21 protein-coding genes and 3 tRNA genes are annotated in these 25,890 nt (G+C 59.0%); 8 read left to right on the top strand and 16 right to left on the bottom strand.

Going from position 1 to position 25,890, the window contains the following annotated elements; genetic code table 11:
- Positions 1-150 precede the first annotated feature (150 nt).
- The 4 genes from B2589_RS10415 to dbpA all read right to left on the bottom strand — a co-directional run bounded on the left by B2589_RS10415 (position 151) and on the right by dbpA (position 5,167).
- A complete protein-coding gene (locus B2589_RS10415) occupies positions 151-1,485 on the bottom strand; it encodes a sodium ion-translocating decarboxylase subunit beta (protein WP_058340608.1) in 1,335 nt (444 codons plus the stop codon).
- 13 nt (positions 1,486-1,498) lie between these two features.
- The gene (gene oadA / locus B2589_RS10410; RefSeq protein ID WP_232902329.1) at positions 1,499-3,277 is read right to left on the bottom strand and encodes a sodium-extruding oxaloacetate decarboxylase subunit alpha; all 1,779 of its coding nucleotides are present in this window, start codon (positions 3,275-3,277) and stop codon (positions 1,499-1,501) included.
- 41 nt (positions 3,278-3,318) lie between these two features.
- Entirely contained in the window at positions 3,319-3,570 is a 252-nt protein-coding gene (locus B2589_RS10405; protein ID WP_094625654.1) for an OadG family protein, read from the bottom strand.
- A 223-nt stretch (positions 3,571-3,793) separates the two neighbouring features.
- The gene (dbpA, locus tag B2589_RS10400; protein ID WP_232902328.1) at positions 3,794-5,167 is read right to left on the bottom strand and encodes an ATP-dependent RNA helicase DbpA; all 1,374 of its coding nucleotides are present in this window, start codon (positions 5,165-5,167) and stop codon (positions 3,794-3,796) included.
- A 104-nt stretch (positions 5,168-5,271) separates the two neighbouring features.
- On the opposite strand from dbpA, the gene B2589_RS10395 reads away from it, so the two are divergent.
- Entirely contained in the window at positions 5,272-5,808 is a 537-nt protein-coding gene (locus B2589_RS10395) for a DUF2058 domain-containing protein (protein WP_036219739.1), read from the top strand.
- Positions 5,809-6,042: 234 nt separating this feature from the next.
- Here the strand turns inward: B2589_RS10395 and B2589_RS10390 are convergent.
- From B2589_RS10390 to alaS, 6 genes are all read right to left on the bottom strand, one after another.
- Positions 6,043-6,119 (bottom strand) — tRNA-Arg (locus B2589_RS10390).
- A 21-nt stretch (positions 6,120-6,140) separates the two neighbouring features.
- Positions 6,141-6,217: transfer RNA gene (locus B2589_RS10385), tRNA-Arg, on the bottom strand.
- A 59-nt stretch (positions 6,218-6,276) separates the two neighbouring features.
- Positions 6,277-6,366 (bottom strand) — tRNA-Ser (locus B2589_RS10380).
- A gap of 126 nt (positions 6,367-6,492) precedes the next feature.
- Positions 6,493-6,690 carry a carbon storage regulator CsrA gene (csrA, locus tag B2589_RS10375; RefSeq protein WP_022989559.1) on the bottom strand — a complete coding sequence of 66 codons (198 nt, stop codon included), beginning with the start codon at positions 6,688-6,690 and terminating at the stop codon, positions 6,493-6,495.
- 170 nt (positions 6,691-6,860) lie between these two features.
- Positions 6,861-8,102: an aspartate kinase gene (locus B2589_RS10370; protein ID WP_094625651.1), complete on the bottom strand. Its 1,242-nt coding sequence runs from the start codon at positions 8,100-8,102 to the stop codon at positions 6,861-6,863.
- Positions 8,103-8,204: 102 nt separating this feature from the next.
- Positions 8,205-10,835 (bottom strand): alanine--tRNA ligase, encoded by a 2,631-nt coding sequence (gene alaS / locus B2589_RS10365; protein WP_286816534.1) that lies wholly within the window; start codon positions 10,833-10,835, stop codon positions 8,205-8,207.
- A 105-nt stretch (positions 10,836-10,940) separates the two neighbouring features.
- On the opposite strand from alaS, the gene B2589_RS10360 reads away from it, so the two are divergent.
- Positions 10,941-11,477 carry an RDD family protein gene (locus tag B2589_RS10360; RefSeq protein WP_022989562.1) on the top strand — a complete coding sequence of 179 codons (537 nt, stop codon included), beginning with the start codon at positions 10,941-10,943 and terminating at the stop codon, positions 11,475-11,477.
- A gap of 15 nt (positions 11,478-11,492) precedes the next feature.
- Here the strand turns inward: B2589_RS10360 and lptG are convergent, their stop codons facing one another.
- Together lptG and lptF are read right to left on the bottom strand one after the other, a co-directional pair.
- Positions 11,493-12,554 carry an LPS export ABC transporter permease LptG gene (lptG, locus tag B2589_RS10355; protein ID WP_286816533.1) on the bottom strand — a complete coding sequence of 354 codons (1,062 nt, stop codon included), beginning with the start codon at positions 12,552-12,554 and terminating at the stop codon, positions 11,493-11,495.
- Positions 12,547-13,650: an LPS export ABC transporter permease LptF gene (lptF, locus tag B2589_RS10350; protein WP_286816532.1), complete on the bottom strand. Its 1,104-nt coding sequence runs from the start codon at positions 13,648-13,650 to the stop codon at positions 12,547-12,549. The genes lptG and lptF overlap by 8 nt, the downstream gene beginning before the upstream one ends.
- A gap of 228 nt (positions 13,651-13,878) precedes the next feature.
- On the opposite strand from lptF, the gene B2589_RS10345 reads away from it, so the two are divergent.
- From B2589_RS10345 to B2589_RS10325, 5 genes are all read left to right on the top strand, one after another.
- Positions 13,879-15,369, top strand: a complete 1,491-nt coding sequence (locus tag B2589_RS10345; protein ID WP_286816531.1) for a leucyl aminopeptidase — start codon at positions 13,879-13,881, stop codon at positions 15,367-15,369.
- The gene (locus B2589_RS10340; protein WP_286816530.1) at positions 15,359-15,871 is read left to right on the top strand and encodes a DNA polymerase III subunit chi; all 513 of its coding nucleotides are present in this window, start codon (positions 15,359-15,361) and stop codon (positions 15,869-15,871) included. The genes B2589_RS10345 and B2589_RS10340 overlap by 11 nt, the downstream gene beginning before the upstream one ends.
- Positions 15,872-16,295: 424 nt before the next feature.
- Positions 16,296-19,148, top strand: a complete 2,853-nt coding sequence (locus tag B2589_RS10335; RefSeq protein ID WP_286816529.1) for a valine--tRNA ligase — start codon at positions 16,296-16,298, stop codon at positions 19,146-19,148.
- A gap of 4 nt (positions 19,149-19,152) precedes the next feature.
- A complete protein-coding gene (locus B2589_RS10330) occupies positions 19,153-20,037 on the top strand; it encodes a ketopantoate reductase family protein (protein WP_286816528.1) in 885 nt (294 codons plus the stop codon).
- A gap of 24 nt (positions 20,038-20,061) precedes the next feature.
- Positions 20,062-20,619: a cob(I)yrinic acid a,c-diamide adenosyltransferase gene (locus B2589_RS10325; protein WP_286816527.1), complete on the top strand. Its 558-nt coding sequence runs from the start codon at positions 20,062-20,064 to the stop codon at positions 20,617-20,619.
- Between the two features lie 25 nt (positions 20,620-20,644).
- On the opposite strand, the gene B2589_RS10320 is transcribed toward B2589_RS10325, so the two are convergent.
- The 3 genes from B2589_RS10320 to B2589_RS10310 form a co-directional block, all read right to left on the bottom strand.
- Positions 20,645-21,532, bottom strand: a complete 888-nt coding sequence (locus B2589_RS10320; RefSeq protein WP_286816526.1) for a histidine kinase — start codon at positions 21,530-21,532, stop codon at positions 20,645-20,647.
- Positions 21,533-22,123: a 1,6-anhydro-N-acetylmuramyl-L-alanine amidase AmpD gene (gene ampD / locus B2589_RS10315; protein ID WP_228285773.1), complete on the bottom strand. Its 591-nt coding sequence runs from the start codon at positions 22,121-22,123 to the stop codon at positions 21,533-21,535. It abuts the gene before it with no gap.
- 85 nt (positions 22,124-22,208) lie between these two features.
- Positions 22,209-24,473 carry a DUF1631 domain-containing protein gene (locus B2589_RS10310; RefSeq protein WP_286816525.1) on the bottom strand — a complete coding sequence of 755 codons (2,265 nt, stop codon included), beginning with the start codon at positions 24,471-24,473 and terminating at the stop codon, positions 22,209-22,211.
- Positions 24,474-24,687: 214 nt separating this feature from the next.
- Between B2589_RS10310 and nadC the strand changes: the two genes are divergently transcribed.
- The gene (nadC, locus tag B2589_RS10305; protein WP_199455864.1) at positions 24,688-25,527 is read left to right on the top strand and encodes a carboxylating nicotinate-nucleotide diphosphorylase; all 840 of its coding nucleotides are present in this window, start codon (positions 24,688-24,690) and stop codon (positions 25,525-25,527) included.
- 18 nt (positions 25,528-25,545) lie between these two features.
- On the opposite strand, the gene B2589_RS10300 is transcribed toward nadC, so the two are convergent.
- Positions 25,546-25,881, bottom strand: coding sequence for a YqcC family protein (locus B2589_RS10300; protein WP_022990097.1), 336 nt, complete (start codon positions 25,879-25,881; stop codon positions 25,546-25,548).
- Between the last annotated feature and the right edge of the window lie 9 nt (positions 25,882-25,890).

The raw sequence follows: 25,890 nt of genomic DNA, 5'->3' as shown, positions 1-25,890 counted from the left end.
GGATGGCGGAGCAGAAGCGCCACACGGATGTGCCGCAGGAGCGGTTTTTGGAAGGCCCCGCCACCCCGGTGCCAGCCCCCAAACTAGCAGGCTACAAAAAAGAAAACCCCGCCGAAGCAGGGTTCTCTATAACTACAGCAGTGCAAACAATCAGCTCAGAAGCTTGATCATCACACCCGCTGCCACCGCAGAGCCGATAACACCAGCCACGTTCGGGCCCATTGCATGCATCAGCAGGAAATTCTGCGGGTTGGCTTCCAGACCCACCTTGTTGGACACCCGCGCTGCCATCGGCACCGCAGACACCCCGGCAGAACCGATCAGCGGGTTGATCTGCTCCTTGCTCAGCTTGTTCATCAGCTTCGCCATCAGAACACCCGAAGCAGTACCCACACCGAAGGCCACAATACCCAGGCCCAGGATACCCAGAGTCTGGCCATCCAGGAACTTGTCCGCCATCAGCTTGGAGCCAACGGACAGACCCAGGAAAATGGTCACGATGTTGATCAGTGCGTTCTGGGCCGTATCGCTCAGACGCTCTACCACGCCACACTCACGCATCAGGTTACCGAAGCAGAACATACCCAGCAGCGGCGCCGCATCCGGCAGGAACAGAACCACGGCAATCAGCACCACCAGCGGGAAGATGATCTTCTCTTTCTTGCTCACCGGGCGCAGCTGGCTCATCTTGATCTTGCGCTCCTGCTCGGAGGTCAGCGCCTTCATGATGGGTGGCTGGATCATCGGCACCAGCGCCATGTAGGCGTAGGCCGAGACCGCAATCGCGCCCAGAAGGTGGGGAGCCAGAACACTGGATACATAGATGGACGTCGGGCCGTCAGCACCACCGATGATACCGATGGCCGCCGCTTCCAGAATGGTAAATTCCAGAACGCCGGTCCAGTCCAGCAGGGCCGCACCCAGAACCGTACCGAAGATACCGAACTGAGCCGCTGCACCCAGCAGCAGGGTCTTGGGGTTTGCCAGCAGCGGGCCGAAGTCGGTCATCGCGCCTACACCCATGAAGATCAACAGCGGGCCAACGGTACTGCCGATTACCACGGAGTAGAAATTGTACAGCATACCGTTGCCGTAGCCGTAATCCTGGGCGATGGAATTGGCCATGGCCATTTCGGAGTAGCTGGCTTCCTTGACCGCTTCCTTGAAGACATCTTTCAGCTCGGGGGTCACCGCCTGGCCGGCCTGGTAGGCCACGTCCAGGGGCGCCGCCAGGGCCGCCAGAATCTCCGTAGAGCCATTCTTCAATGCGAAGTGGATGGCATTCTCCGCCGCAGTCAGGGCCAGCCCTGCCTCCGGAATATTCGCCAGGATACCGCCGAACCCGATGGGGACCAGCAGCAGTGGCTCGAATTTCTTGTTGATCGCAAGATAGAGGAGCAGCAGGCCGATGGCGATCATCACCACCTGACCGAGCTCGATATTGAACAGGCCACTACCTGTCCACAGTGTCATCATTTTATCCATGGAATGCTGGCCCTTATGCGATTGTCAGCATTTCATCATCAACGGAGACGGCATCCCCCTCCTTGATGAAGACTTCACCGATGGTACCGGCCTTGGGTGCGCGCACCTCGGTTTCCATTTTCATGGCTTCGAGGATAATCATCACATCGCCCTCTTCCACGGTGTCACCCGGAGAAACGTGCACCTTCCAGATGTTGCCGCCCAGAGGCGCCAGTACAGGCTCGCCGTCACCCGCGGCCGGAGCAGCTGCCGCCGGTGCGGAAGACGCACCACCCTGGCCTTCGATCTGGCTGATTTCGCCACCTTCGTTCACGGCCACCACATACTTCTGGCCATTCACTTCCACGGTGTAGGTCTCAGGACCTGCGGCTTTCTTGGCCGGTGCTACGTCGTCAGCACTCGGTACCGGCTCGAACGCATCCGGGTTGCCACGGTTTTCCAGGAACTTCAGGCCAATCTGCGGGAACAGGGCGTAGGTCAGAACGTCGTCCACTTCCTGCTCGGCCAGCTTGATGCCCTTTTCCTTGGCGATGTCTTTCAGCTCGGCGGTCAGCTTGTCCATTTCCGGCTCGATTTTGTCAGCCGGGCGGCAAGTGATCGCTTCTTTGCCATCCAGAACCCGCTCTTGCAGTTCCTTGTTGAACGGCGCCGGTGCGGAACCGTACTCGCCCTTCAGGATGGCGGCGGTTTCCTTGGAGATCGACTTGTAGCGCTCGCCGGTCAGTACGTTCAGTACCGCCTGAGTGCCCACAATCTGGGAAGTCGGGGTTACCAGCGGGATATAGCCCAGGTCTTCACGTACCTTGGGAATCTCGGCCAGCACCTGGTCGAACTTGTCGCTGGCGTTCTGCTCTTTCAGCTGGCTTTCCATGTTGGTCAGCATGCCGCCAGGAACCTGAGCAATCAGGATGCGGGAATCGACGCCTTTCAGGCTGCCTTCGAACTTGGCGTACTTCTTACGCACTTCGCGGAAGTAAGACGCGATTTCTTCCAGCAGGTTCAGGTCCAGGCCGGTATCGCGGTCGGTCCCTTCCAGGATCGCCACAATCGCCTCGGTGGGCGAATGGCCGTAGGTCATACTCATGGAGGAGATGGCCGCATCCACGTTATCAATGCCGGCTTCGGCGGCTTTGATTGCGGTGGCGGTGGACATGCCGGTGGTGGCATGGCACTGCATGTGAATGGGGATATCCAGCTCTTTCTTCAGACGGCTGACCAGGTCATAAGCCACGTAAGGCTTCAGCAGACCGGCCATGTCCTTGATGGCGATGGAATCGGCACCCATGTCGGCGATTTCCTTGGCCAGCTCAACCCAGTTCTCGATGGTGTGTACCGGGCTGGTGGTGTAAGAAATCGTACCCTGGGCGTGCTTGCCGGTCTGGCGAACGGCCTTGATGGCGGTGGCCAGGTTGCGGGGGTCGTTCATCGCATCAAAAATACGGAACACGTCTACGCCGTTTTCGGCGGCACGGTCTACAAACCGCTCTACCACGTCATCCGCATAGTGACGGTAGCCCAGAAGGTTCTGGCCGCGCAGCAGCATTTGCTGGGGCGTGTTGGGCATGGCTTTTTTCAGCTCGCGGATGCGATCCCAGGGGTCTTCACCCAGGTAACGGATACAGGAATCAAAGGTAGCACCACCCCAGGATTCGAGGGACCAGAAACCGACTTTGTCGAGTTTCTCGGCAATCGGCAGCATGTCATCCAGCCGCATGCGGGTGGCCAGCAGGGATTGGTGGGCGTCACGCAGAATTACGTCCGTAATCCCAAGCGGTTTTTTCGTGTCAGTCATCGTGTCAGCCTTCTGTTAAAAGGTTCTAATCTGTACCAGGGTCACTTCTTGTGGCGTGCCCGGTATTGTGCAATCGCCTTCTTGATGGCCTCGGCGGTGTCAGGGTCAACCGACGTGGGCGCCTTCGGCTTGGCACGTGGCGTTCTGGCCGGGGTTGCCGGCTCTGGCGGCGCAAACCGCAGAATGATTTTGGACATCAGGCCGGTCGCGAATACCAGGATAACCAGGAACACGAACACGAAACCCATGCCGGCGATCATCAGCTCAACGGCTTGTGACATCAGGTCATTCATAGCGAACAGCTACCTGTATTGGTTTGTGTGATTTCCCCGGATTACCACCAGGCCAAATAAGACCAAAGTCTTATGGCCCAAAAAAGCAAAACGGGAGGCAAAATCCTGCGTAATTTACCGGTTTCATTGATCAGGAGCAACCTAAAGGACACATTTCTATAGGGAGTTTCCGAGCGCTCCGGCCTGAAAAGACAACTGAAGCGCCACTTTATTCAAAGCGCGATTACGCGAAGCGAACGCGTATTTTCCTGCCTTTCACCTTACCTGCTTCAAGCCTGGCGAGCGCCTTATCTGCCCACTCTACCTGCACCGCAACAAAGCACTGGAAATCGAACAGATCAATTTTGCCTACCGCAGAGCCGGGAATGCCTGCGTCACCGGTGAGCGCTCCCAGAACATCACCGGGGCGAACCTTTTCTTTGCGGCCTCCGGCCAGGCACAGCGTTTTCATTGGCGGGCGTACCGGGCGCACCCGTTCTGCCAACAGCCCGGCCGTATCACCCCACTCCGCGGACTTTGCCCGATCAGCTTCCAGACGGGTTATCTTGTGCCCCTGCTTCGGCGTGCACAGCGTAATCGCATGGCCTTGCTCCCCCGCCCGGCCGGTACGCCCGATTCGGTGGGTGTAAACTTCCGGATCCCGCGCAGGCTCGGCATTGATCACCAGCGGCAGGCCTTTGATGTCCAGCCCCCGGGCCGCCACATCCGTAGCCACCAGCACGGTGCAGCTCTGGTTAGCAAACTTCACCAGCGTGCCATCCCGGTCTTTCTGGTCGAGGTCACCGTGTAAAGACAAGGCAGCAAATCCCAACCGGGAAAGCTCGTCGGCCAGCTCATCACAGTCGCGCTTGGTGGTACAGAACACCAGGCTGGCCGATGGCTGGAAACGCGAAAGCAACGCCGCCACTGCAGCAACCTGCTGATCCGGCGCGATTTCATAGAACAGCTCTTCAATATCTGGCCCGGATTCCTGCGCCTCAACCCGCACATCTTCCGGCTCGGACTGGAAGCGTTCACTGATGGTACGGATCGCGTCTGGCCAGGTAGCCGAAAACAACAGTGTCTGGCGATTACGTGGCGTCTGCGAAAGAATTGAAGTCATCACTTCTTCAAAACCCATGTCCAGCATCCGGTCTGCTTCATCCAGCACCAGGGTTTTCAGGCGATCCAGGTTCAAGGTGCCCTTGCGAAGGTGGTCCTCCACCCTGCCCGGTGTGCCCACCACAATATGGGCACCGTGGCTAAGCGAACCAATCTGCGGGCCTATGGGCACACCGCCACACAGGGTAAGCACCTTTACATTTTCCTTTGCCCGAGCCAGCTCCCGAAGGGCCTTGGCCACCTGGTCTGCCAGCTCCCGGGTAGGACACAGCACCAGCGCCTGTACCGCGAACTGCTTCGGTTGCAGCTTTTCGATCAGCGGTATTCCGAAGGCCGCGGTCTTGCCGCTGCCGGTCTGGGCCATGGCAATCACATCCCGGCCCGCCATGGCCGGCGGCATGGCTTTTACCTGAATACCGGTTGGCTGCGTGTAATTCAGCCGGTCAAGGTTGGCCTGCATGGCAGGCGACAGGCCCAGCTCTTTGAAAGAAGACATAAAAAATCCGTGAGGTGAAGTAAACGTGGGTTATTGAGTGCGCACTGACGGCGTATACTGAACAGATAATTGCTGAAGTTTATCACGAATCCACGGAGTCACTGATGGCGTCTTTGCAGGAACAACTTATGAAAGCCGGGCTGGCTGACGAGAAAAAGGCCCGGGCCATTCGCAGCGAAAAGCGTAAACAGCGGAAACAACAGCCGAAAGGCGCTGCCCAGGTGAATGAAGCCGAAGAGCGCGCACGCAAGGCGAGGCAGGAACAGGCCGAAAGGGATCGTCAGCTGAACCTGGAACGGCAGAAAGAAGCCGAGAAAAAAGCCATCCAGGCCCAGATTCGCCAGCTGATCGAAACCAACCGACTGGATCGCAGCCGGGGCGAGACGTCTTACCAGTTTGTTGACGGCAAGAAGATCAAGAAAATCCTGGTGGACGACAAGATGGTTGACCAGCTTTCGAGGGGGCGGCTGGCCATCGTCGCCCTTGGCGAAAACTACGAAGTTGTCCCGGACAAGGTGGCACGCAAGATTATGGAACGGGATGAAGCCGCCGTTATCTCAATGCATGAGCGGAAACAGGACGACGCCGGCGAGGACGATCCGTACGCGGGTTATGAGATTCCCGACGATTTGATGTGGTAACAGAAACAAAAAGCCCCGCACTTGGCGGGGCTTTTTGTTTAATATGGCGCGGCTGGGAGGATTAGGCGGGCCTTCGGCCCTCCCCCTTCGGGGCCGCCGTCGCGCTGCTCCGGCGTTCCTCAACCCACTTCGCGGGTTTCGGTCGAACCTCTATCGGTTCAAATCCTCCCAGCTATACAACGCAAAACGCCTCAGCCTGTGGGGTACACAAACTGAGGCGCTTTAACTTTAATATGGCGCGGCTGGGAGGATTCGAACCTCCGACCGCCTGGTTCGTAGCCAGGTACTCTATCCAGCTGAGCTACAGCCGCTTGAAACTGATTGGCGAAAATTGGCGCGGCTGGGAGGATTCGAACCTCCGACCGCCTGGTTCGTAGCCAGGTACTCTATCCAGCTGAGCTACAGCCGCACAATCTTTCGCAGTGGTTGAATGCTACTTCAACCGGTTCTCGCCTTTCCGCTGGGAAATGGCGGAGAGGGAGGGATTCGAACCCTCGGTACGATTGCTCGTACGGTTCCTTAGCAGGGAACTGGTTTCAGCCACTCACCCACCTCTCCTTGAGAACGGGGCGTATACTACCATAATTTTTCTGTTTTCATAGGGTTGACACGATATTTTTCTAACCGATTTTCCCTATTATTAAAAAAGCCGCTCAGGTTTCCCTTGAGCGGCTTTCTTTCTGATCAACGATTGCCCGGTTCCGGCTCGTCAGAGCCTTTTTCGGACTGAATCCGCTGATAGATTTCTTCGCGGTGAACGGCAACATCTTTAGGTGCGTTAACACCGATGCGAACCTGGTTCCCCTTCACTCCGAGAACGGTAACGGTAATTTCGTCACCGATCATCAGAGTTTCGCCAACACGGCGAGTCAAAATCAACATATCCCTTTCTCCCTATTCCAAAGCTACCTGTTCCGACTACATTTCTATGTACTTATTGCTTTTATAATGAGATCACCACGAAGTCTAAAGGCGGAATAATACTTATACAATCTCCAACCTCTATAGATTTCCTCAATGACCTTCAGGAGGAAGCAAAGGGCACCCTGCCCTCACATTCCTTCTTCTACTACCCCGGACTTGTCCAGCTCGAAGGCACTGTGCAGTGCGCGAACGGCCAGTTCGAGATATTTCTCGTCGATCACCACGGAAATCTTGATTTCCGATGTGGAGATCATCTGAATATTGATGCCTTCGTTAGACAGCGCTTCGAACATTTTAGTTGCAACGCCGGCATGGGAACGCATGCCAACACCCACAATGCTCACCTTCGCAATCTTGGTGTCGCCGCCCACTTCACCGGCACCGATTTCAGTGCTGATGCCGCGCAGAACGTCCTGGGCACGCTTGAAATCATTACGGTGAACCGTGAAGGTGAATGCGGTTTTGTTATCCTCACCCACGTTCTGGACAATCATGTCCACCTCGATGTTGGCATCGCTCACCGGCTTGAGAATCCGCAGGGCGCTGCCCGGGGTGTCAGGCACTCCGGAGATGGTCAGTTTGGCTTCATCACGGTTAAAGGCAATGCCGGAAACAACCGGTTGTTCCATGGCGTTCTCATCCTCAAAAGTAATCAGGGTACCCTCGCCTTCTGCAAAGCTGGACAGCACCCTTAATGGAACATTGTATTTACCTGCAAATTCGACGGCCCGGATCTGGAGCACTTTCGAGCCCAGGCTGGCCATCTCAAGCATTTCTTCGAACGTAATTCGCTCAAGCCGGCGCGCGCTGTCTACTACCCGCGGGTCGGTCGTATAAACGCCGTCAACATCGGTGTAAATCTGGCACTCGTCCGCCTTCAGCGCCGCCGCCAATGCAACGGCTGTGGTATCGGAACCACCGCGGCCCAGCGTGGTGATATTGCCGTGCTCATCAACACCCTGGAAACCGGCAACCACAACAACCCGGCCTGCATCCAGATCCGCGCGCATGTTCTGCTCATCGATATCTTTAATGCGTGCCTTGGTATGGCTGCTGTCCGTCAGGATCCGCACCTGGGAGCCGGTATAAGACCGGGCATCACAGCCGCGTTTCTGCAGCGCCATAGACAACAGGGCGATAGTGACCTGCTCACCGGTGGAAACCAGCACGTCCATTTCGCGGGGCGTGGGCTCTTCCATAATGTCGTTGGCCAGGGCAATCAGGCGATTGGTCTCGCCGCTCATAGCGGAGACCACCACCACAATGTCGTGACCATCTTTGCGGAACTGACACACCTTGTCAGCGACCGCTTCAATCCGTTCGGTTGTGCCGACGGATGTACCACCAAATTTCTGAACCAACAGAGCCATGCTTTCCCAAACTCCGAATCGGGCCTTACAGCGGAGCCAGGCTCCGCCAGTCAAATAAAGCGGGCGGAATTATAAACCTCCGCCCGCTTCCGAAAAAGTTGCTTATCCGATATTTTGCTCGACCCAGCCCGGAACTCCGGCCAGGGCATCTGCCAGCTTGGACGGATCGTTACCACCGCCCTGAGCCATATCCGGGCGACCACCGCCTTTACCATCTACCTGGGCACACAGATGCTTCACCAGGTCGCCAGCCTTGATACGGCCAGTGGCTGACTTGGTTACGCCGGCAACCAGCGTCACCTTGCCATCGTCCACAGTGGCCAGCACCACCACACCCTCGCCCAGCTTGTTCTTCAACTGGTCAGCGGTTTCCATCAGGGCCTTACGGTCTGCACCTTCCAGCTCTGCTGCCACAACCTTTAATCCGGCAACCTCAACCGCGTTACCAGCAAGGTCGCTACCGGCGGAGCTGGCCAGCTTGGCCTTCAGGCCATCCATATCTTTTTCCAGCTGACGGTTGCGGTCGAGAACCTGCTGAACTTTCTCCACGACAGTCTCGCGGGTGCCCTTAACCAGACGGGCGGTTTCACGCAGGGTTCGCTCGGTGGCGTCCAACCATTCCAGTGCGCCGAAGCCAGTCACCGCTTCAATACGGCGAACGCCGGAGGAAATACCGCTCTCGGAGGTAATACGGAACAAACCGATATCGCCGGTGCGGGATACGTGGGTACCGCCACACAGCTCAACAGAATAGCGATCGGTACCCATGCTCAGAACCCGAACCACATCACCGTACTTCTCGCCGAACAGCGCCATAGCGCCCTTGGCCTTGGCCGTTTCCATATCGGTAACGTCAATCTCAACCGGGGTGTTTTCCAGTACCTGCTCGTTCACCTGGCGTTCGATTTCTTTCAGCTGTTCGGCAGTGACCGCCTCGAAATGGGAGAAGTCGAAACGCAGTTTGTCGGGGTCTACCAGGGAACCTTTCTGGGTTACATGCTCACCCAGCACATTACGCAGTGCTGCGTGCAGCAGGTGCGTGGCGGAGTGGTTGCGCTTGGTGCGTTCACGGCGGGCGTGGTCAATACGCGCGTCAACTTCCAGCCCCGGGAACAGCTCACCTTCTACCAGCGTGCCCACGTGCAGGTGGTTATCGCCTTCTTTACGTGTGTCGGTTACCTTGAACCGGCCACCGCTCCAGGTCAGCAGGCCGGTGTCACCCACCTGGCCGCCGGATTCTGCGTAGAACGGAGTACGCTCCAGCACCACAACACATTCGTCACCGGCTTCGGCGGTTTTCTCTTCGCCATTCACCAGAACGGTGCGGATTCGCTCGTGGCCGTCGATGTGGTCGTAACCGGTAAACTCGGTTTTCCCTTCGATGGTGATGCCGGCGGCGTTGTAATCAATGCCGAACTTGCTCGCGGCCCGGGCACGGTCACGCTGGGCTTCCATGGCCATTTCGTAGCCTTCGTAGTCGAGGGTCAGGCCACGCTCGCGGGCGATATCGTTGGTCAGGTCTACCGGAAAGCCGTAGGTGTCGTACAGGGTAAACACGGTTTCGCCGGGAATTTCAGTGCCCTTCAGCTCGGCAATATCCTGTTCCAGCAGGCGCAGGCCTTTGTCCAGGGTCTTGGCGAACTGCTCTTCTTCCTGCAGCAGTACTTTTTCGATCTGCTTGCGGCTGCTGACCAGCTGCGGATAGGCATCGCCCATCAGTTCAACCAGGGCACCGGTAAGCTTGTAGAAGAACGGTTCGTTCGCACCCAGCTTGTTACCGTGACGGGCTGCACGGCGGATGATCCGGCGCAGCACAAAGCCACGGCCTTCGTTGGACGGCATCACGCCATCGGCAATCAGGAAGGCGCAGGAGCGGATGTGGTCGGCCACGACGCGCAGTGAGGCCTCGGTAGTGGCTGCACCACCCAGAATCTCGGAAGCGGCTTTCAGCAAATCCTGGAACAGGTCGATTTCATAGTTGCTGTGAACGCCCTGCAACACCGCAGCGATTCGCTCCAGGCCCATACCGGTATCCACAGAAGGCTTGGGCAGGTTCAGCATCTCGCCATCGGCGGTGCGGTTGTATTGCATGAACACCACGTTCCAGATCTCGATGTAGCGGTCGCCGTCTTCCTCCGGGCTACCAGGAGGGCCGCCAGCCACGTCCGGGCCATGGTCGTAGAAGATTTCGGTGCAGGGGCCGCAGGGGCCGGTGTCACCCATCTGCCAGAAATTGTCAGAAGCGTAGCGCGCACCCTTGTTGTCGCCAATGCGGACAATGCGGTCTGCCGGCACGCCAACTTCTTTGTTCCAGATATCAAAGGCTTCGTCGTCTTCTGCGTAAACCGTTACCCACAGCTTTTCCTGGGGCAGGTTCAGGTGCTTCTCACCGGTAAGGAAGGTCCAGGCAAAGTTAATGGCTTCGCGCTTGAAGTAATCGCCGAAGCTGAAGTTGCCCAGCATTTCGAAGAAGGTATGGTGGCGGGCGGTATAGCCCACGTTCTCCAGGTCGTTATGCTTGCCGCCGGCGCGCACACACTTCTGGGACGATGTTGCCCGGTTATAGTCGCGCTCTTCACGGCCAAGGAAGGTATCCTTGAACTGGTTCATGCCAGCGTTGGTGAACAACAGTGTCGGGTCGTCTGCCGGTACCAGCGAACTGCTCGGCACAATGGTGTGACCTTGCTGTTTGAAATATTCCAAAAACGCCTGTCGCAACTCTGCGGTTTTCATAGACCTTTGATACCTTTGAAATAGCAATACTTACATGCGTGTGCAAATCCGCTACTCTAGCACACGCCGAGAACAGGAAAAACGTGAAACCTCACAGGAGACCCCATGCCCCGACGCTTTCATGACGCCGAGCAACTGCTGCCACCGGCAACCGCCCTCAAGCGGGCTCTGGCGATTATTTACGATGGCCTGATCAGTATTGCTGTCCTGCTGGTCGCCACCTGGATTTATACCATGATTGCCGGGTGGATTACGGGCTGGGACAAGTACGAACAAATGGCTGAGGCCGGCCAGCTCTCGGGCGATCCGGGGCTCACCTTCGTGCTCTTCCTGGTGCTGTATCTGTTCTTTGCCTACTTCTGGACCCGAATCGGCCAGACCCTGGGCATGCAAGTATGGCGGGTTCGGATCGAAAACCTGGACGGCACGTCAGTGAGCTGGACCCAGGCCCTGTTTCGTTACGGCACAGCCTCGGCGGTGGTTTTTCTCACCATGCTAGCAAGCCATTACATCGGTACCGTTACCCTGCTGATCAGCGTTCCCGCCATTATTGCCCTGTTCTACCCGATCAACGGACTGTCACTGACCGACCGGGCCTCCAACAGCGTTGTGGTTCAGGTAGAAAAAGCCGCGAAAAAGTAAGCCTTCCGGGCCGGTTCAGCCGGCCCTTCTCATCAACACCGCACCCACCACGGCATTGATGGCAATCGGCGCCAGCACAGCAATCATGGGATTAAAGCCATACACCATGCTCATGGGCCCGAGCAGATCCTGCATGTACTTGAACAACAAGCCCACCAGCAAGCCGGTAAACACCCGGAAGCCCATGGTTACAGAACGCAAGGGGCCGAACACAAAGGAAATCGCCACCAGCACCATCACCGCAGTACCCAGCGGCATCAGTGCTTTCTTCCAGAACGCCAGCCAGTACTGTGCCGCCGTCAGCCCTTGCTCCCCCAGATAGGTGGCGTAGGTATACAGGCCACTCATCGACAGGTTTTCCGGCTTCACAATCAGCACACTCAATACGTCCGGCGACAAGCCGGTATCCCAGCGCAGGGTTTCGTGGGCTTCCCGCACCGTTTGTTCACCCTCCATGCGAGTGACCACCACGTTCTCCAGCAACCAGTGATCACCCTGGAACACCGCCCGCTCGGCAAAGCTGGACTGCTCCAGCTGGCGCTGATCATCAAACCGGAACAACGAAACCCCTACCAGGCCGCCATCCGGCTGCACCGCATTCAGGTGCATAAAGGTGTTGCCTTCCCGGTGCCAGACACCGTGGGCCGATGCCACATTCTTGCCCGCCCCCAAGGCTATGGCCTTGTCGCTCTGAGCCAGCCGTTCGGTGTTCGGTGCCACGTATTCACCAATTGCCACACCCAGCAACACAATAACCAGCGCCGGCTTCATGGCAGACCAGACAATCCGCTTCAGCGACACCCCGGCGGCGCGAATCACCGTCAGCTCCGACGAACTCGCCATGGCGCCCAGCCCAACCAGGCATCCCATAAACGCCCCGAGCGGCAGGTAATCGTAGATCCTGCGGGGCAAGGTGAGCGCCACGTACCAAAGCGCCTGCACCGTCTGGTAATCGTTGCGGGTATCTTCCAGCTCGGCAATGAAGGCGAAGATCACATCCAGCGACAGCACCACCACCATCACCAGGAACATGGCACCGCCAACGGTGCGCATTACATAGTTGTCGATCTTACGCACTGGCACGGCCCTCCTTCTCCAGCCGGCGGCGATGCAGCCAGGCCGGCCCGAAATGCAGCCATAACCCTAGCGCCAGGAACAGCGCGTGCACCCAGAGCATGCCGACCCACTCCGGCACCTTGCCGTCTGCCAGTGCGTCCCGGGCCACGATCAGAAGGCCCAGATAGGTGATATACACGAGCATTGCAGGTAAAAGATGGAAGAACCGGCCCTGCCGGGGATTCACCCGGCTCAGACGAACCGCCAGCAGGGTAACGATCGGAACGATTAACGGCAGGGAGAAGCGCCAGTGCAACAGGGCGCGATCTTCAAGGTTGTCTGATCGCCATAGATCCAGGGTACTGATGCCCTCTTCCAGCTCGCGATCACCCGCTTCGCCGGCCTGGATCTTGAGGCCATAGGCCTCGAACCGGGTTACGTTGTAATTCAGCTGCCCCGGCATGCCCTGAAAGCGGCCGCCTTCTTCCAGAATCAGGAACCGGCTGCCGGTTTTCTCGTCGATCAACTGCGAACCGGTCTCTGCTGTAATCAGGGTAACGCCTTCACCGTTGCGACCGTGCTCGGCAATGAACACACCCTGCAGCTCACGCTTGTCGTCACTGAGCGCTTCGGTATAGGTCACCCGGGTACCGGAGCTGAGATCCTGGAACCGCCCGGGCGCGAGCATTTCAAACTCGGTGGCTTTGCGCTGTTCGTTGAAAATATGCTCCACCTGCTTCATGCCCCAGGGTGAAATAAACAGGCTCATTGCGCCCACCACCAGCATCACCGGCAGCGCACCCACCAGGGTTTTCTGCAGCAGCTCCCGCTCGCTGACACCGCAGGCGAACAGTACCGTCATCTCGCTTTCCAGGTACATCCGGCCGTAGGCCAGCAGAATGCCGATAAACAACCCCAAAGGCAGGATCAGCTCCAGAAAGCCGGGGAAACGGTAGCCCATAATGGCGAACAACACGCCCGCTGCCAGCTCGCCCTCAGCCGCACTCGCCAGGTACTTGATAAACCGGCCGCTCATGAACACCAGCAACAAAATGCCGGAAACAGCAAGCATGCTGACCATGATCTGGCGGATGAGGTAACGGAAAATGATGCTCAAACTGATCTCTCTGGCCGCGCCCTTTCAGGAGATGGAGGATAAGAGGAACTGCGCGTATTCTATGTAACCTTGGGAATGAATGACAGTACAGGAACAACTCGTTAAAGCCATCGTAACGATAAGGCCTTATCGCTTGATTATTCGCGGCTTTGCCCCAATCCTTAATAACATTCGATCAAACCCGCCCGGCGCGGACCTAAACAGAATAACCTGACAACGGGAGTTGCCATGAATTTCAGCCTGAGCAGTAAAGCCATTGCCGCCACCAAAACCGATTGCCTGGTCATCGGCCTCCCCGAAAAAGGTACCTGGCCTGACACCACAACACAGGCAGACGAAACCCTGGGTGGGCTGATCAAGCAACTCGAAAAAGCTGGCGACCTGACCGGCAAGAACGCTTCTGTTAACACCATCCCGCTGGTCGACCAGCCCTGGCAGCGCCTGGTTGTGGTTGGCACCGGCAAAGATGCAGACCGCACACCGGCCAACTTCCGCAAAGCCCTGATCGCCATGATGGGCGCCCTGAAGGACGGCCCGTCCAAAAATGCCCTGATCTGCCTGGCCGACACGGCCCTGCAGGGCGAAGATGCTGTCAGCAACGAAGAAGCGCGCCTGAACCTGATTGGCCGCATCCTGGAAGACCAGCTGTACAGCTTCACCGGTTTCAAAAGTGAAAAGCCTGCGGCCCGCAAGCTCAAGAAAGTGACCGTACAGGCCTCCGGTGCCGGCAAAGCCCTGAAAGATGCCTTCAACCTGGGCCTGTCCACCGGCCGCGGCATGAACTACACCAAGGATCTGGGTAACACCCCGCCCAACATCTGCCACCCGGTATGGCTGGCCGAACAGGCACAGGCCATGGCCAAGGAACACGACTGCATCAAGACCGAAGTGCTTGATGAAAAGCAGATGGAAAAGATGGGTATGAACACCATCCTGGCCGTGGGCAAAGGCTCCAAGCAGCCCCCGCGCCTTATCGTGATGGAATACCGTGGCGGCAAAGCCAAGGACAAACCCTACGTGCTGGTGGGTAAAGGCATCACCTTCGACACCGGCGGCATCAGCCTCAAGCCCGGCGAAGGCATGGACGAGATGAAGTACGACATGGGTGGTTCCGCCAGCGTATTCGGCGCCATGAAAGTACTGGCTGAAACCAGGCCCAAAATCAACGTAGTCGCGGTGATTGCGGCCGCCGAGAACATGCCGGATGGCGGCGCCTCCCGCCCGGGCGACATCGTAACTACCCTGAGCGGCATGACCGTTGAAATCCTCAACACCGACGCCGAAGGCCGCCTGGTACTGTGCGACGCCCTCACCTACGTGAAGAAATTTGACCCGGCTGCCGTAGTCGACATGGCCACCCTCACCGGCGCCTGCATCATCGCCCTGGGCAACCACGCCACCGGCCTTCTGTCCAACAACGACGAACTGGCCAACGAACTGCTGGCCGCCGGCGAGCGCACCGGCGACCGCGCCTGGCGCCTGCCGCTCTGGGACGAATACCAGAGCCAGCTCGACAGCAACTTCGCCGACATGGCCAACATCGGCGGCCGGCCGGCCGGCACCATCACCGCTGCCTGCTTCCTGAGCCGGTTTGCCAAAGACTACCGCTGGGCCCACCTGGACATCGCCGGTACCGCCTGGAACTCCGGCAAAGCCAAAGGCGCCACCGGCCGCCCGGTACCCCTGCTGGTCGACTACCTGATGTCCCATGCAGGATAACCAGCCAACCCCTACCCCGGAGCCCGGCAGCCCAGCTGCCGGCCCCTCCGGCCGGGACGAAAAGAACCAACGCTACTGGTTCCACATCCTCGCCCAGAACACCCCCGCCGCCCGCAACCTCCACGCCGCCAAACTGGTGGACAAAGCCTGGCAGCAGGGCGACCGCGTGTGCATCCTCTGCGACACCGAAGACCACGCCCAAGAACTCGACGACCTGCTGTGGAACTTCACCCCCGAAGCCTACATCCCCCACAGCATCGCCAAAGACCCGACTACCCCCTGCACCGACCCTGTCGGCATACTGCTCTACCCGCCGGCCGCTACGGACTGGGATACCGTTATCGTGCTGTCCTCAACCTTGCCCGACGACGCTGACCAGTACAGTCGCCTGGCGCTGGTGGCCCATAATGATCCGGCAGTGTTGAACCAGGCTCGCGGGCATTACAAGCAGCTGCGGGGGATGGGAATTGAGGCTCGGGTGCATGACATGCGGCGGCGGTGATTTTTTTGCCACTAAATCCGCGAAAGGACACTAAAGGTAAAGACTTTTTTGCCACGGAAGACACGGAAAAACACGGAAAGATAAAATTTATTAGCCACGGACACTCACGGAACCACACGGACAGCAAACGAAAAGCAAAATTCACCAGCGACCAGCAAAAAGTTCGACCTGTGGGGTTGGGGACAGGCTTTCCAAAAATTTCGTAGGCCATGGATGGCCGGAGAGAAGCGCACATGGATGTGCTCGTAGCGGTTTTTGGAAAGCCTGTCCCCAACCTCACAAAGCACCAATCTAGCAGGCTACTGAGCCCATACCGAAGCCCCGACGAGCGTCGAAGGTTCGCCGCAATCAAGGTGACCATGTATAATCGTGCGATTCAGAATTTCCCTATGTGAATCAACCAAAACGGTCACTGCATAATCCCATGGAAAAAACCTACCAGCCAGAAAACATCGAGCGCCAGTGGTACGAAAACTGGGAATCCAAAGGCTATTTCCGCCCCAGCGGAGAAGGCGATTCCTACAGCATCGCCATCCCGCCACCCAACGTGACCGGCAGCCTGCACATGGGCCATGCGTTCCAGCACACCATCATGGACACCCTCACCCGCTTCAAGCGCATGCAGGGCCGTAACGCATTGTGGACCGTCGGCACCGACCACGCCGGCATCGCCACCCAGATGGTGGTTGAGCGCAAACTGGCTGCAGAGGAAGACAAAACCCGCCACGACCTGGGCCGGGAAGAGTTCATCAAGCGTATCTGGGACTGGAAAGAGCACTCCGGCGGCACCATCACCCGCCAGATGCGCCGCCTGGGCAATTCCGTGGACTGGAGCAACGAACGCTTCACCATGGACGATGGCTTCTACAAGGCCGTGCAGGAAGTGTTTATCCGTCTGTACGAAGACGGCCTGGTGTACCGCGGCAAGCGGCTGGTGAACTGGGATCCGAAACTGCACACCGCCATCTCTGACCTTGAAGTCGAGAACAAGGAAGAAAAAGGTTTCTTCTGGCACCTGCGCTACCCGCTGGCAGACGGCCAGAAAACCCAGGACGGCAAAGACTACGTGATCGTCGCCACCACCCGCCCGGAAACCATGCTGGGCGACACCGCCGTAGCCGTGCACCCGGACGACGAGCGCTACCGGCACCTGATCGGCCAGCATGTTCTTCTGCCGCTGGTGAACCGCCGGATTCCCATCGTGGCCGACCACCACGCCGATCCGGAAAAAGGCTCCGGCTGCGTGAAGATCACCCCGGCCCACGACTTCAATGACTACGCCGTAGGCAAGCGCAACAACCTGCCCATGATCAACGTGATGACCCAGGATGCCAACATCCGGGACATCGCCGAAGTGTTCAACTCTGATGGTACCGAGAACACTGACATCGACGGCGCCCTGCCTGCCGCCTACGCTGGCCTGACTCGCGAGGCCGCCCGCAAGCAGATCGTGGCAGACATGGAAGCCGAAGGCCTGGTCGAGAAAATCGAAGACCACGTACTGAGCGTGCCCCGTGGCGACCGCTCCGGCCTGATCATCGAGCCGATGCTCACCGATCAATGGTTTGCCGACGCCAAGACCCTGGCCAAGCCCGCCATCGAGGCAGTGGAAGACGGCCGTATCCAGTTTGTGCCCAAACAGTACGAGAACATGTACTTCGCCTGGATGCGCGATATCCAGGACTGGTGTATCTCCCGCCAGCTCTGGTGGGGCCACCGGATTCCGGCCTGGTACGACGCCGAAGGCAACATCTATGTCGGCCGCAACGAAGACGAAGTACGCCAGAAGCACAATCTGGCCGCAGACCTGGAACTGAAACAGGACGACGACGTTCTGGACACCTGGTTCAGCTCCGCCCTGTGGACCTTTGGCACCCTCGGCTGGCCGGAAATCACCGAGCGCCTGAAAACCTTCCATCCCACCGACGTGCTGGTGACCGGTTTCGACATCATCTTCTTCTGGGTTGCCCGGATGATCATGATGACCATGCACTTCATGAAAAACGAAGATGGTACCCCGCAGGTGCCGTTCAAGACCGTTTACGTGACCGGCCTGATCCGGGACGAGCACGGCGACAAGATGTCCAAGTCCAAGGGTAACGTCATCGACCCGCTGGACATGATCGACGGTATCGCGCTGGACGAGCTGCTGGAGAAACGCACCGGCAACCTGATGCAGCCGAAGCTGGCCGAAAAAATCGGCAAGCGCACCCAAAAGGAATTCCCCGAAGGCATCGCTGCCCACGGCACCGACGCCCTGCGCTTCACCCTGGCAGCCATGGCCACCACCGGCCGTGACATCAACTGGGACATGAAGCGCCTGGAAGGCTACCGCAACTTCTGCAACAAGCTGTGGAACGCCGCCCGCTACGTACTGATGAACACCGAAGGCGAAGACTGTGGCGTGAACGACGAGCCGGTGGAACTGTCCCTGGCTGACCGCTGGATCATCAGCGAACTGCAGCACTGCGAGCAGGAAGTCATCCGCCACCTGGACCAGTACCGCTTCGACCTGGCCGCCTACGCCCTGTACGAGTTCATCTGGAACGAATACTGCGACTGGTACCTGGAGCTGTCCAAGCCGGCCCTGAGTGACGACAACGCCAGCCCCGAAGCCAAGCGCGGCACCCGCCGTACCCTGGTTCGCGTGTTGGAAGCCGTCCTGCGCCTGGCACATCCGATGATGCCCTTTATCACCGAAGAAATCTGGCAGCGCATTGCCCCGCTGGCCGGCAAAACCGGCGACAGCATCATGCTGCAGCCGTTCCCGCAGCCGGACGAAAGCAAGCAGGACTCCGCCGTGGCAGCCGACATCGAATGGCTGAAAGGCGTGATCGTGGCGGTGCGGAATATCCGAGGCGAGATGAACATCTCCCCGGGCAAACAGGTACCAGTGCTGCTGAAAGGCGGCAACGCTGACGACCAGCGCCGTCTGAACGACAACCGGCAGTTCCTGATGTCCCTGGCCAAGCTGGAGAAGCTGGAATGGTTCGAGGGCGACAAGGCTCCCATGAGCGCTACCCAGCTGGTGGGTGAAATGGAAGTGCTGGTGCCCATGGCCGGCCTGATCGACAAGGGCGCCGAACTCAAGCGCCTGGACAAGGAGCTGGAGCGCCTGAACAAGGAAATCGGCCGCCTGGAAGGCAAGCTGAACAACGAGAAGTTCACCGCCAAGGCTCCGGCTGAAGTGGTCGAGAAGGAAAAAGAGAAACTGAAGGATGCTCAGGGCAGCCTGCAGCGGCTCAGTGCACAACGGGCTGAAATCGAGGCCATGTAAGGCCATGATTGCCATACTCGGCGCCGGCTCTATGGGCCGGCTCTGGGCCGCAACGCTACCTGCCGGGCAGGTAGCGTTTGTGCCCCGCCCGGGCCAACACCCGGAACCTGTCCACTACCGCTTTCAGCCCATCGAAGGCGAGCCACTCAGCGTCACCGTTCCCTGGCTCCAGCCCGGCCAATCACCAGACCTGTTATTGGTGACCACCAAAGCCGGCGACACTCTAGAAGCCCTCACGTCTGCCCTGCCCTCAACGCCACCATCAACGCCCATCGTGTTGTTCCAGAATGGACTCGGGAGCCAGCAACAGGTTGCCGAAACCTGGCCGGAAAGGCCCGTGCTCGCGGCCTCCACCACCGAAGGTGCCAACCGGCCGCAGCCAGGCCTGACGGTTCACGCCGGTCGCGGTACTACCTGGCTAGGAGCACTTAACCCTGCCGGGCAAGCCCATGTAGAACCGGTGGCGCAGCAGCTTGCCACCAGCGGACTGGCAGTCCAGCCGGAACCGGATATTCTCGGCCGGCTCTGGCAGAAACTGGTTATCAATGCCGGCATCAACCCCTTTACCGCCCTGCTCGACTCCCCAAACGGTGAGATTCTGGGCCAGCCGTTCTATCTGAAATGGATCGATCCGCTGTGCCAGGAAATCAGCCAGCTTCTGGATGCCGCGGGGCAACCTTCAGCTGCACCGGAAATCCTGCGGGAAACCATCGAAGCCGTGGCCCGGAAAACCGCTGCAAACACGTCGTCGATGCGGGCTGATATGCTGGCGGGAAGAGAAACCGAGATAGACTTCATCAACGGTTACCTTGCCCGTCTGGGCCATCGGTACAACATTGCCGCACCGGTGAACCAAATGCTCACCGAACGGGTAAAACAACTCAACTGATCACTACAGAAGGGAGTTCAAACCATGGGCAATCGCCTGTCAAAGATCTACACCCGCACCGGAGACGATGGCTCTACCGGCCTGGCCGATGGCAACCGGATTGCCAAGAACGCCCAGCGAGTGGAAGCGATGGGAACCGCCGATGAGCTGAACTGCCATATCGGTATTCTGGTGGAAACCTTACCGGCGGAGGACGCGCTGATTGAGGTGCTTCGTCGCATCCAGCACCACCTGTTCGACCTGGGCGGGGAATTTGCCATTCCGGGCAGCAAAGTCATCGGGGATGAGCACATCACCTGGCTGGAAACCACGCTGGACCATTACAACGAAGGCCTGCCTCCCCTGAAGAACTTCATCCTGCCCGGTGGCTCCGCTGCGGCAGCTCACTGCCACATGGCCCGCGCTGTTTGCCGGCGCGCCGAGCGGGTCGTTGTGGCCCTGGGCCACGAAGACTCCATCAACACAGCCTCCCGCCACTACCTGAACCGGCTGTCTGACCTACTGTTCGTAGTTGCGCGGGTACTGGCCCGCCGGGACGGCGCCCAGGAAATTCTCTGGGAGCAAAAAAAATCCGGCCTCTGAGGGCCGGATTCCTGCCTGCCGGGCATCATACAATCCCGGCAATCACCAACAGCGCGATGGCGCAGATCCACACCAGCATGCTGCGGCTGAGCAAATCCCGCATGGCCCGAATGCTACGGCCACCGAATTTCGGCCAGTCATCCGCATATACCTGGCCGAACCGTTCCGGATCCAGGGCATAGCCCGTCAGGGAGCCGCTGGCAGCGGTCATCAGCACATTGTCTGTCGGCTTGCCCAACCCCGGCACCACCAGACGGATGGATCGGGACCAGCCCGCCAGGTCCCCAGCCACGCCAAAGGTACAAGCCAGCAAACGAGACGGCACCCAGGCCATAATGTCTGCCGCGATGGCAAAGCGCTGCCGGGCCGCTGGCTGCGGCCACTGCTCTGCCAGTGCCACCAGTCCACGGGCAATGACTGCCAGCCAGATTCCGCCAACCACATACCAGAACACCACCAGGAAAAACCGCTCGAACACCGATACCATCAAGGCACGGGAAACCGACAAATGCATCACTTCTGCGCTTTGCGCACTGCCCCGCTCATCCTCCGGCAAGCGGTCTTCGATATGATGCCAGGCTCCCTGCATGTCACCGCGGCTCCAGGCCTCGGTGTAGGCCTCCAGTACGGGGCGCCAGCCGGGCACGCCCATCATCAGCACCAGAACGATCAGTTCCACAGGGTAAACCACAACACGAATACCACCGTAACCGGCCGCCAGAACCAGGGCCCCCAATAGCACGGCGGGGCCGAGAACCAGTAACAGCCCTAAAAACAGGGAACCTTCTTTGCCGGCCTTGCTGCGGGTCCCGATATGCAGCCAGGATCGCCACAGGTCATCACTGGATAACACACCGAGCCGATCAAGGCGCTGCCGGATCACATAGGCGAGCAGAAAAACCACCAGTACCATTCAGGCATTCTCCGTTGTGCTTAAAACGCGATGGAAGTGCGCCCACTGGAAGGCCTCACCGGGGTCCGTCTTTCTGCCCGGGGCAATATCGCAGTGGCCGGTAATCCGCTCTGCCGTAATCTCCGGCCAGGCTGCCCGAACCAGGGCAGCCAGTCGGGCCAGGGACTGATACTGAGCATCGGTGTAGGGCACGTCGTCTGCCCCTTCCAGTTCGATACCGATGGAAAAGTCATTGCACTCTTCCTCGCCCTCAAAACAGGAGCGCCCGGCATGCCAGGCGCGGTCCAGGCAGCTGACAAACTGGACCACCGAGCCGTCTCTGCAGATAAGCCCGTGGGCGGAAACCTGCAAATCTGCAATGGTCTGGAAATAGGGATGGGCGTGAGGATCCAGCCGGTTACAGAAGAATTCCTCGATATGGCCACCGCCGAACTCGCCCGGCGGCAAGCTGATGTTGTGTACCACCAGTAACGAAATGGCAACACCCTCGGGGCGGGGGCCGAAATTCGGGGAAGGACACCAGCGGGCATCCGGGAACCGGCCCGTCGCTCGAAGCTGTTCGACCCGGGCGTTGAAGTGTTGATCAGGCAAGGTACATCCAGATACGCAATGGGTGACTCGATCCGGAGATTGAATCACAAAGTCCATTCCGATGCCACGGAGTCGCCTGCAGCGGTCAGTCCTTGCGACTGTAACGCAAGTTATCGATGATGGATTCCAGGGCCCGGTCAAAAATCAGGCCATCGTCCAGCATGCCGATCAAACCGGACTGCATGGCTGTCGCCAGTTCTTCCCGCTGATACTCGGCCACCTTGGCACCACTGCGGTTCACGAAGATGTACTTGCCGGTAGCCTTGATAAACGCTGCCAGCTTGCAACGCAGGCGGGTGTCGTCGTCGCGCTTGAGCTCCACCCAGGAACCAACCCGCATCTGATCCGCCCGGGCAAGCCATTCCGGATCTATGGTAGCTTCGGGCTCCGGCTCTGGTTCTGGCGCAACTTCTGGCTGGGGCACAGGCTCCGGAGTCAAGGCGACTTCTGGCTCGGCCTGGACAGCCGGCTCAGGTTCTGAAACCTCAGGCAGCTCGTCCACAACCGGCTCGTCTTCAACCTCTACCGGTGCGGTTACCAGCTTCTGGAACGCATCTACGTGGGCCAGCTCCAGGTCGCGAACGGCATTGTCGGTAGCAAACGGGTCCCAGGAAATTTCCTTGAGGGCTGCCCGCAGGTCTTCCACAACACCCGGAATCGCCCTCAGCAACTCGGCACGGGTAGAATCGGTAATCGGGCTCGGGTCTACCGTCCAGATCAGGCGGGTGACCAGTTCGCAGGCATCTTGCCACTGAGGGCTTTCTTCGCCCTGACGCAGCATGATCCACTGCAGATAGCGGGTGCACGGGCCGTCCAGCAATGCTCGGATAGCCTCGGGAATGTCCCGGCCTTCGGCCTGCTCCAGCATGACATCTTTTGCCGCCTGGCTTGCCCTTTCCTGCCGTGCCCGGCCCTCTTCGGCATCACGCAAGCGCTGCTCGACCAGCTCACGGCGGCGACGGTCCAGGTCCATGAAGTGGCCGAAGTCTTTCAGCAGTTCTTCAAACAGGTCGACGCTGTCGGTGAACTCTGCCAGCACCCGGCCGACCACTTCTTCGATTTTTTCCCGCAGGGGGTCACGCATGCCCGGCCGCTTTTCATTCCAGCCGATTGCCGCCAGCGCCAGTTCGTTCAGCAACTTGCGCGCCGGATGGCCACCGCGGTTGAAGAAGTTGCGGTCGCTCAGGGCCACTTTCAGCACCGGAATCTGCAACCGGCCAATCAGCGACTTCATCACCGGGTGCAGCTGACGGTCATCCAGGATGAAGTCAAACAACATGCCCACCAGGTTGATCACATCGCCGTCGACCTGGGTGACAGAAACACTGGAACCTTCAGCGGGCTGCAATACCGGCTGCAGCTGCTCCCGAAGGGGCATAACCTGCTCAACCTGTGCCTCATCCCGGCTGAGTGCCTGTAGCTCGGTCAGGCGAGCCAGTAAGCGACTGGTGTCCAGCACATTGCCGCCAGCGGCGGGCCGGGAAACAACACCGGCATCGCCACCTTGCCGCAGCAAAGCGCTCAATTCGTTGAAGGTAGCACTGGCTAGTTGGCTGCCGGCATCGTCAGCAGGAGCCTGGGGCATTGCCCCGGCCTGCTGCTGCGCGGCGGGCGGAACCGGCTGGCTGGCTGGCCTTGAAGGCGCCGGCGCACGGCCGACCGGAGCATTCTTCATGCCCGGCAACACGCCTTCGGAAATCAGTGTCTGGTTACATTTCTGGTAGAACTGCTCCAGCTTGTCTGCCAGCAAGCGCTCGAACAGTTTCAGGACAACCAGCTTGGCCCGGATGTCGATATCCAGGTCTGAACAGGCTTCAGCGATAGCGCCGCAAATAACCTCGGCGCTCAGGGGAATCTGGTCATCAGCCAGCTCCAGCTCAGGAACCAGGTGCCGTACCCGGGCCGCAAGCATGCGAACCTGCTCCTGGTGGCGGTTACGCAGGCGATTGGTCAGGCTTTCAACGGCTACCTGCTCTTCAAGCTCGGAATGCTCGACCAGGCTCAGGGTGTCCTGGTTAACCTCTTCCAGGGAGCCGCCGGAACGCACCGGCTTGAACCGGCCCAGCTCGTTAAAAGCCTGGCTGACGTACTGCAACACGGAAAGCGACATCGCCCGGCGGCGCAGCCGGAGCTCCCGCATGGCATCAAAATAGGCGGATTGATCTTTGTTGGAACCGGCACGATCGGCCAGGGAGAACAGGCTGTCGTCCGCCTGTTCGAAAAAGCTGGCGAGTACGGTTTTCAGTTCCTGACCCGCAGTGTCACGCAACCTGACCAATGCAGCAGGCAACGTAAACCCGCCCGCCAGCCTGTGGCCAGCTAATCGGACAACCTTGCTATCGTGCGCCATGGACTTGCTCCGGGATCGAATCTGCGTGACAAACTTATATTACTCCGCAGCTCTATGATACGACCAGTTGCCGTCACCTTGTGTCAGTTTTTGTCACCATTTGTGTCCGACACAAGACGTTGAAATTCATGGTGGCATTTTGTGAATTGCCGGGGTAGCAGTAGAATTGCCCCGCAGCCGTTAATTCCACCCCACTGACCAGCGGAAAAACACCATGATTGCCCCCGAACTGCTCCGACAGGCCCGTATTGAATCCGTAGCCCACAGCCTCCGGGAAGACATCGGGGACGGCGACATCACCGCCATGCTGATTCCGGCAGACAAAACCGCCCGCGGCCGGGTCATCACCCGCGAGAACGCCAGGCTGGCCGGTGTGGAGTGGGTCAACGAAGTCTTCCGGCAGGTAGACCCCAACGTAGAGCTGGAGTGGCTATTCAGGGACGGCGACGATGTGCCGGCCGATGCTGTACTGTTCCGCATGCAGGGCCCTGCCCGCTCGCTACTGACGGCTGAGCGGTCTGCCCTGAACTGGCTGCAGACACTCTCTGCCGTCGCCACCCAGTGCGCCGGCTACGCGGCCAGGGTTGCCCATACCAAGGTACGCTTGCTGGATACCCGAAAGACCCTGCCCGGCCTGCGGCTGGCGCAAAAATACGCGGTGACCTGTGGCGACTGTGACAACCACCGGATCGGCCTGTGGGACGCTTTCCTGATCAAGGAAAACCACATCGCGGCCTGTGGCTCTATCGCACGGGCCGTTGCTGAAGCGCACCGCATTGCGCCGGGCAAACCGGTTGAGGTGGAAACCGAGAATATGGACGAGTTCACCCAGGCCCTGGACGCCGGTGCCGACATTATCATGCTGGACGAGTTTTCACTGGAGGATATGGTTGAAGCGGTCAAGCTGACTGCAGGCCGCGCCAGGCTTGAAGCCTCCGGCGGCATTAATGAGCAAACCCTGGTGCCAATTGCCGAGACCGGAGTGGACTACATTTCGATCGGCGCCCTGACCAAAGACGTCAAGGCCATCGACCTGTCGATGCGGCTGGAATAACCCGGCCAGTTACCGGGCTCAGGACCGGGTCAGCAACCGGTCCATTTCTTCCAGCGCCTTCACCAGGCCCTGCCCGGATTCCGGACGCCCCCGGAAATGCTCTTCCGCCATGGGCGCAATCCCGGACGCAGACGGCAGCGGATGATTGTGCTCAACCAGCACTTTCATGCGTTCCAGAAACACAAACTGCAGCCACTGCGGAAACTCCATGGTATCCAGGCAGAATGGCTGGGTGCTCTGAAACGCCTCTTGCGGTGGCGGCTCGGCCTGCCAGACTCCCAGCTGCCGGAGTTCGATCTCTATCTGCAGCAGTCCGTCAGTCAGCAGGTCGAGGTGTTGGTTTTCGTCACTCATGGGTTCTGA

Origin of the sequence: Marinobacter sp. UBA3607 (assembly GCF_002375525.1) — a bacterium.
GTDB classification, from domain to species: domain Bacteria; phylum Pseudomonadota; class Gammaproteobacteria; order Pseudomonadales; family Oleiphilaceae; genus Marinobacter; species Marinobacter vinifirmus.
This window is presented reverse-complemented; position numbering and strand designations above follow the sequence as displayed.

Bases quoted from the DNA above. Each gene is read 5' to 3' on its own strand.
- B2589_RS10415 (WP_058340608.1), bottom strand. From the start codon at position 1,485: ATGGATAAAATGATGACACTGTGGACAGGTAGTGGCCTGTTCAATATC.
- oadA (WP_232902329.1), bottom strand. From the start codon at position 3,277: ATGACTGACACGAAAAAACCGCTTGGGATTACGGACGTAATTCTGCGT.
- B2589_RS10405 (WP_094625654.1), bottom strand. From the start codon at position 3,570: ATGAATGACCTGATGTCACAAGCCGTTGAGCTGATGATCGCCGGCATG.
- dbpA (WP_232902328.1), bottom strand. From the start codon at position 5,167: ATGTCTTCTTTCAAAGAGCTGGGCCTGTCGCCTGCCATGCAGGCCAAC.
- B2589_RS10395 (WP_036219739.1), top strand. From the start codon at position 5,272: ATGGCGTCTTTGCAGGAACAACTTATGAAAGCCGGGCTGGCTGACGAG.
- csrA (WP_022989559.1), bottom strand. From the start codon at position 6,690: ATGTTGATTTTGACTCGCCGTGTTGGCGAAACTCTGATGATCGGTGAC.
- B2589_RS10370 (WP_094625651.1), bottom strand. From the start codon at position 8,102: ATGGCTCTGTTGGTTCAGAAATTTGGTGGTACATCCGTCGGCACAACC.
- alaS (WP_286816534.1), bottom strand. From the start codon at position 10,835: ATGAAAACCGCAGAGTTGCGACAGGCGTTTTTGGAATATTTCAAACAG.
- B2589_RS10360 (WP_022989562.1), top strand. From the start codon at position 10,941: ATGCCCCGACGCTTTCATGACGCCGAGCAACTGCTGCCACCGGCAACC.
- B2589_RS10345 (WP_286816531.1), top strand. From the start codon at position 13,879: ATGAATTTCAGCCTGAGCAGTAAAGCCATTGCCGCCACCAAAACCGAT.
- B2589_RS10340 (WP_286816530.1), top strand. From the start codon at position 15,359: ATGCAGGATAACCAGCCAACCCCTACCCCGGAGCCCGGCAGCCCAGCT.
- B2589_RS10335 (WP_286816529.1), top strand. From the start codon at position 16,296: ATGGAAAAAACCTACCAGCCAGAAAACATCGAGCGCCAGTGGTACGAA.
- B2589_RS10330 (WP_286816528.1), top strand. From the start codon at position 19,153: ATGATTGCCATACTCGGCGCCGGCTCTATGGGCCGGCTCTGGGCCGCA.
- B2589_RS10325 (WP_286816527.1), top strand. From the start codon at position 20,062: ATGGGCAATCGCCTGTCAAAGATCTACACCCGCACCGGAGACGATGGC.
- B2589_RS10320 (WP_286816526.1), bottom strand. From the start codon at position 21,532: ATGGTACTGGTGGTTTTTCTGCTCGCCTATGTGATCCGGCAGCGCCTT.
- B2589_RS10310 (WP_286816525.1), bottom strand. From the start codon at position 24,473: ATGGCGCACGATAGCAAGGTTGTCCGATTAGCTGGCCACAGGCTGGCG.
- nadC (WP_199455864.1), top strand. From the start codon at position 24,688: ATGATTGCCCCCGAACTGCTCCGACAGGCCCGTATTGAATCCGTAGCC.
- B2589_RS10300 (WP_022990097.1), bottom strand. From the start codon at position 25,881: ATGAGTGACGAAAACCAACACCTCGACCTGCTGACTGACGGACTGCTG.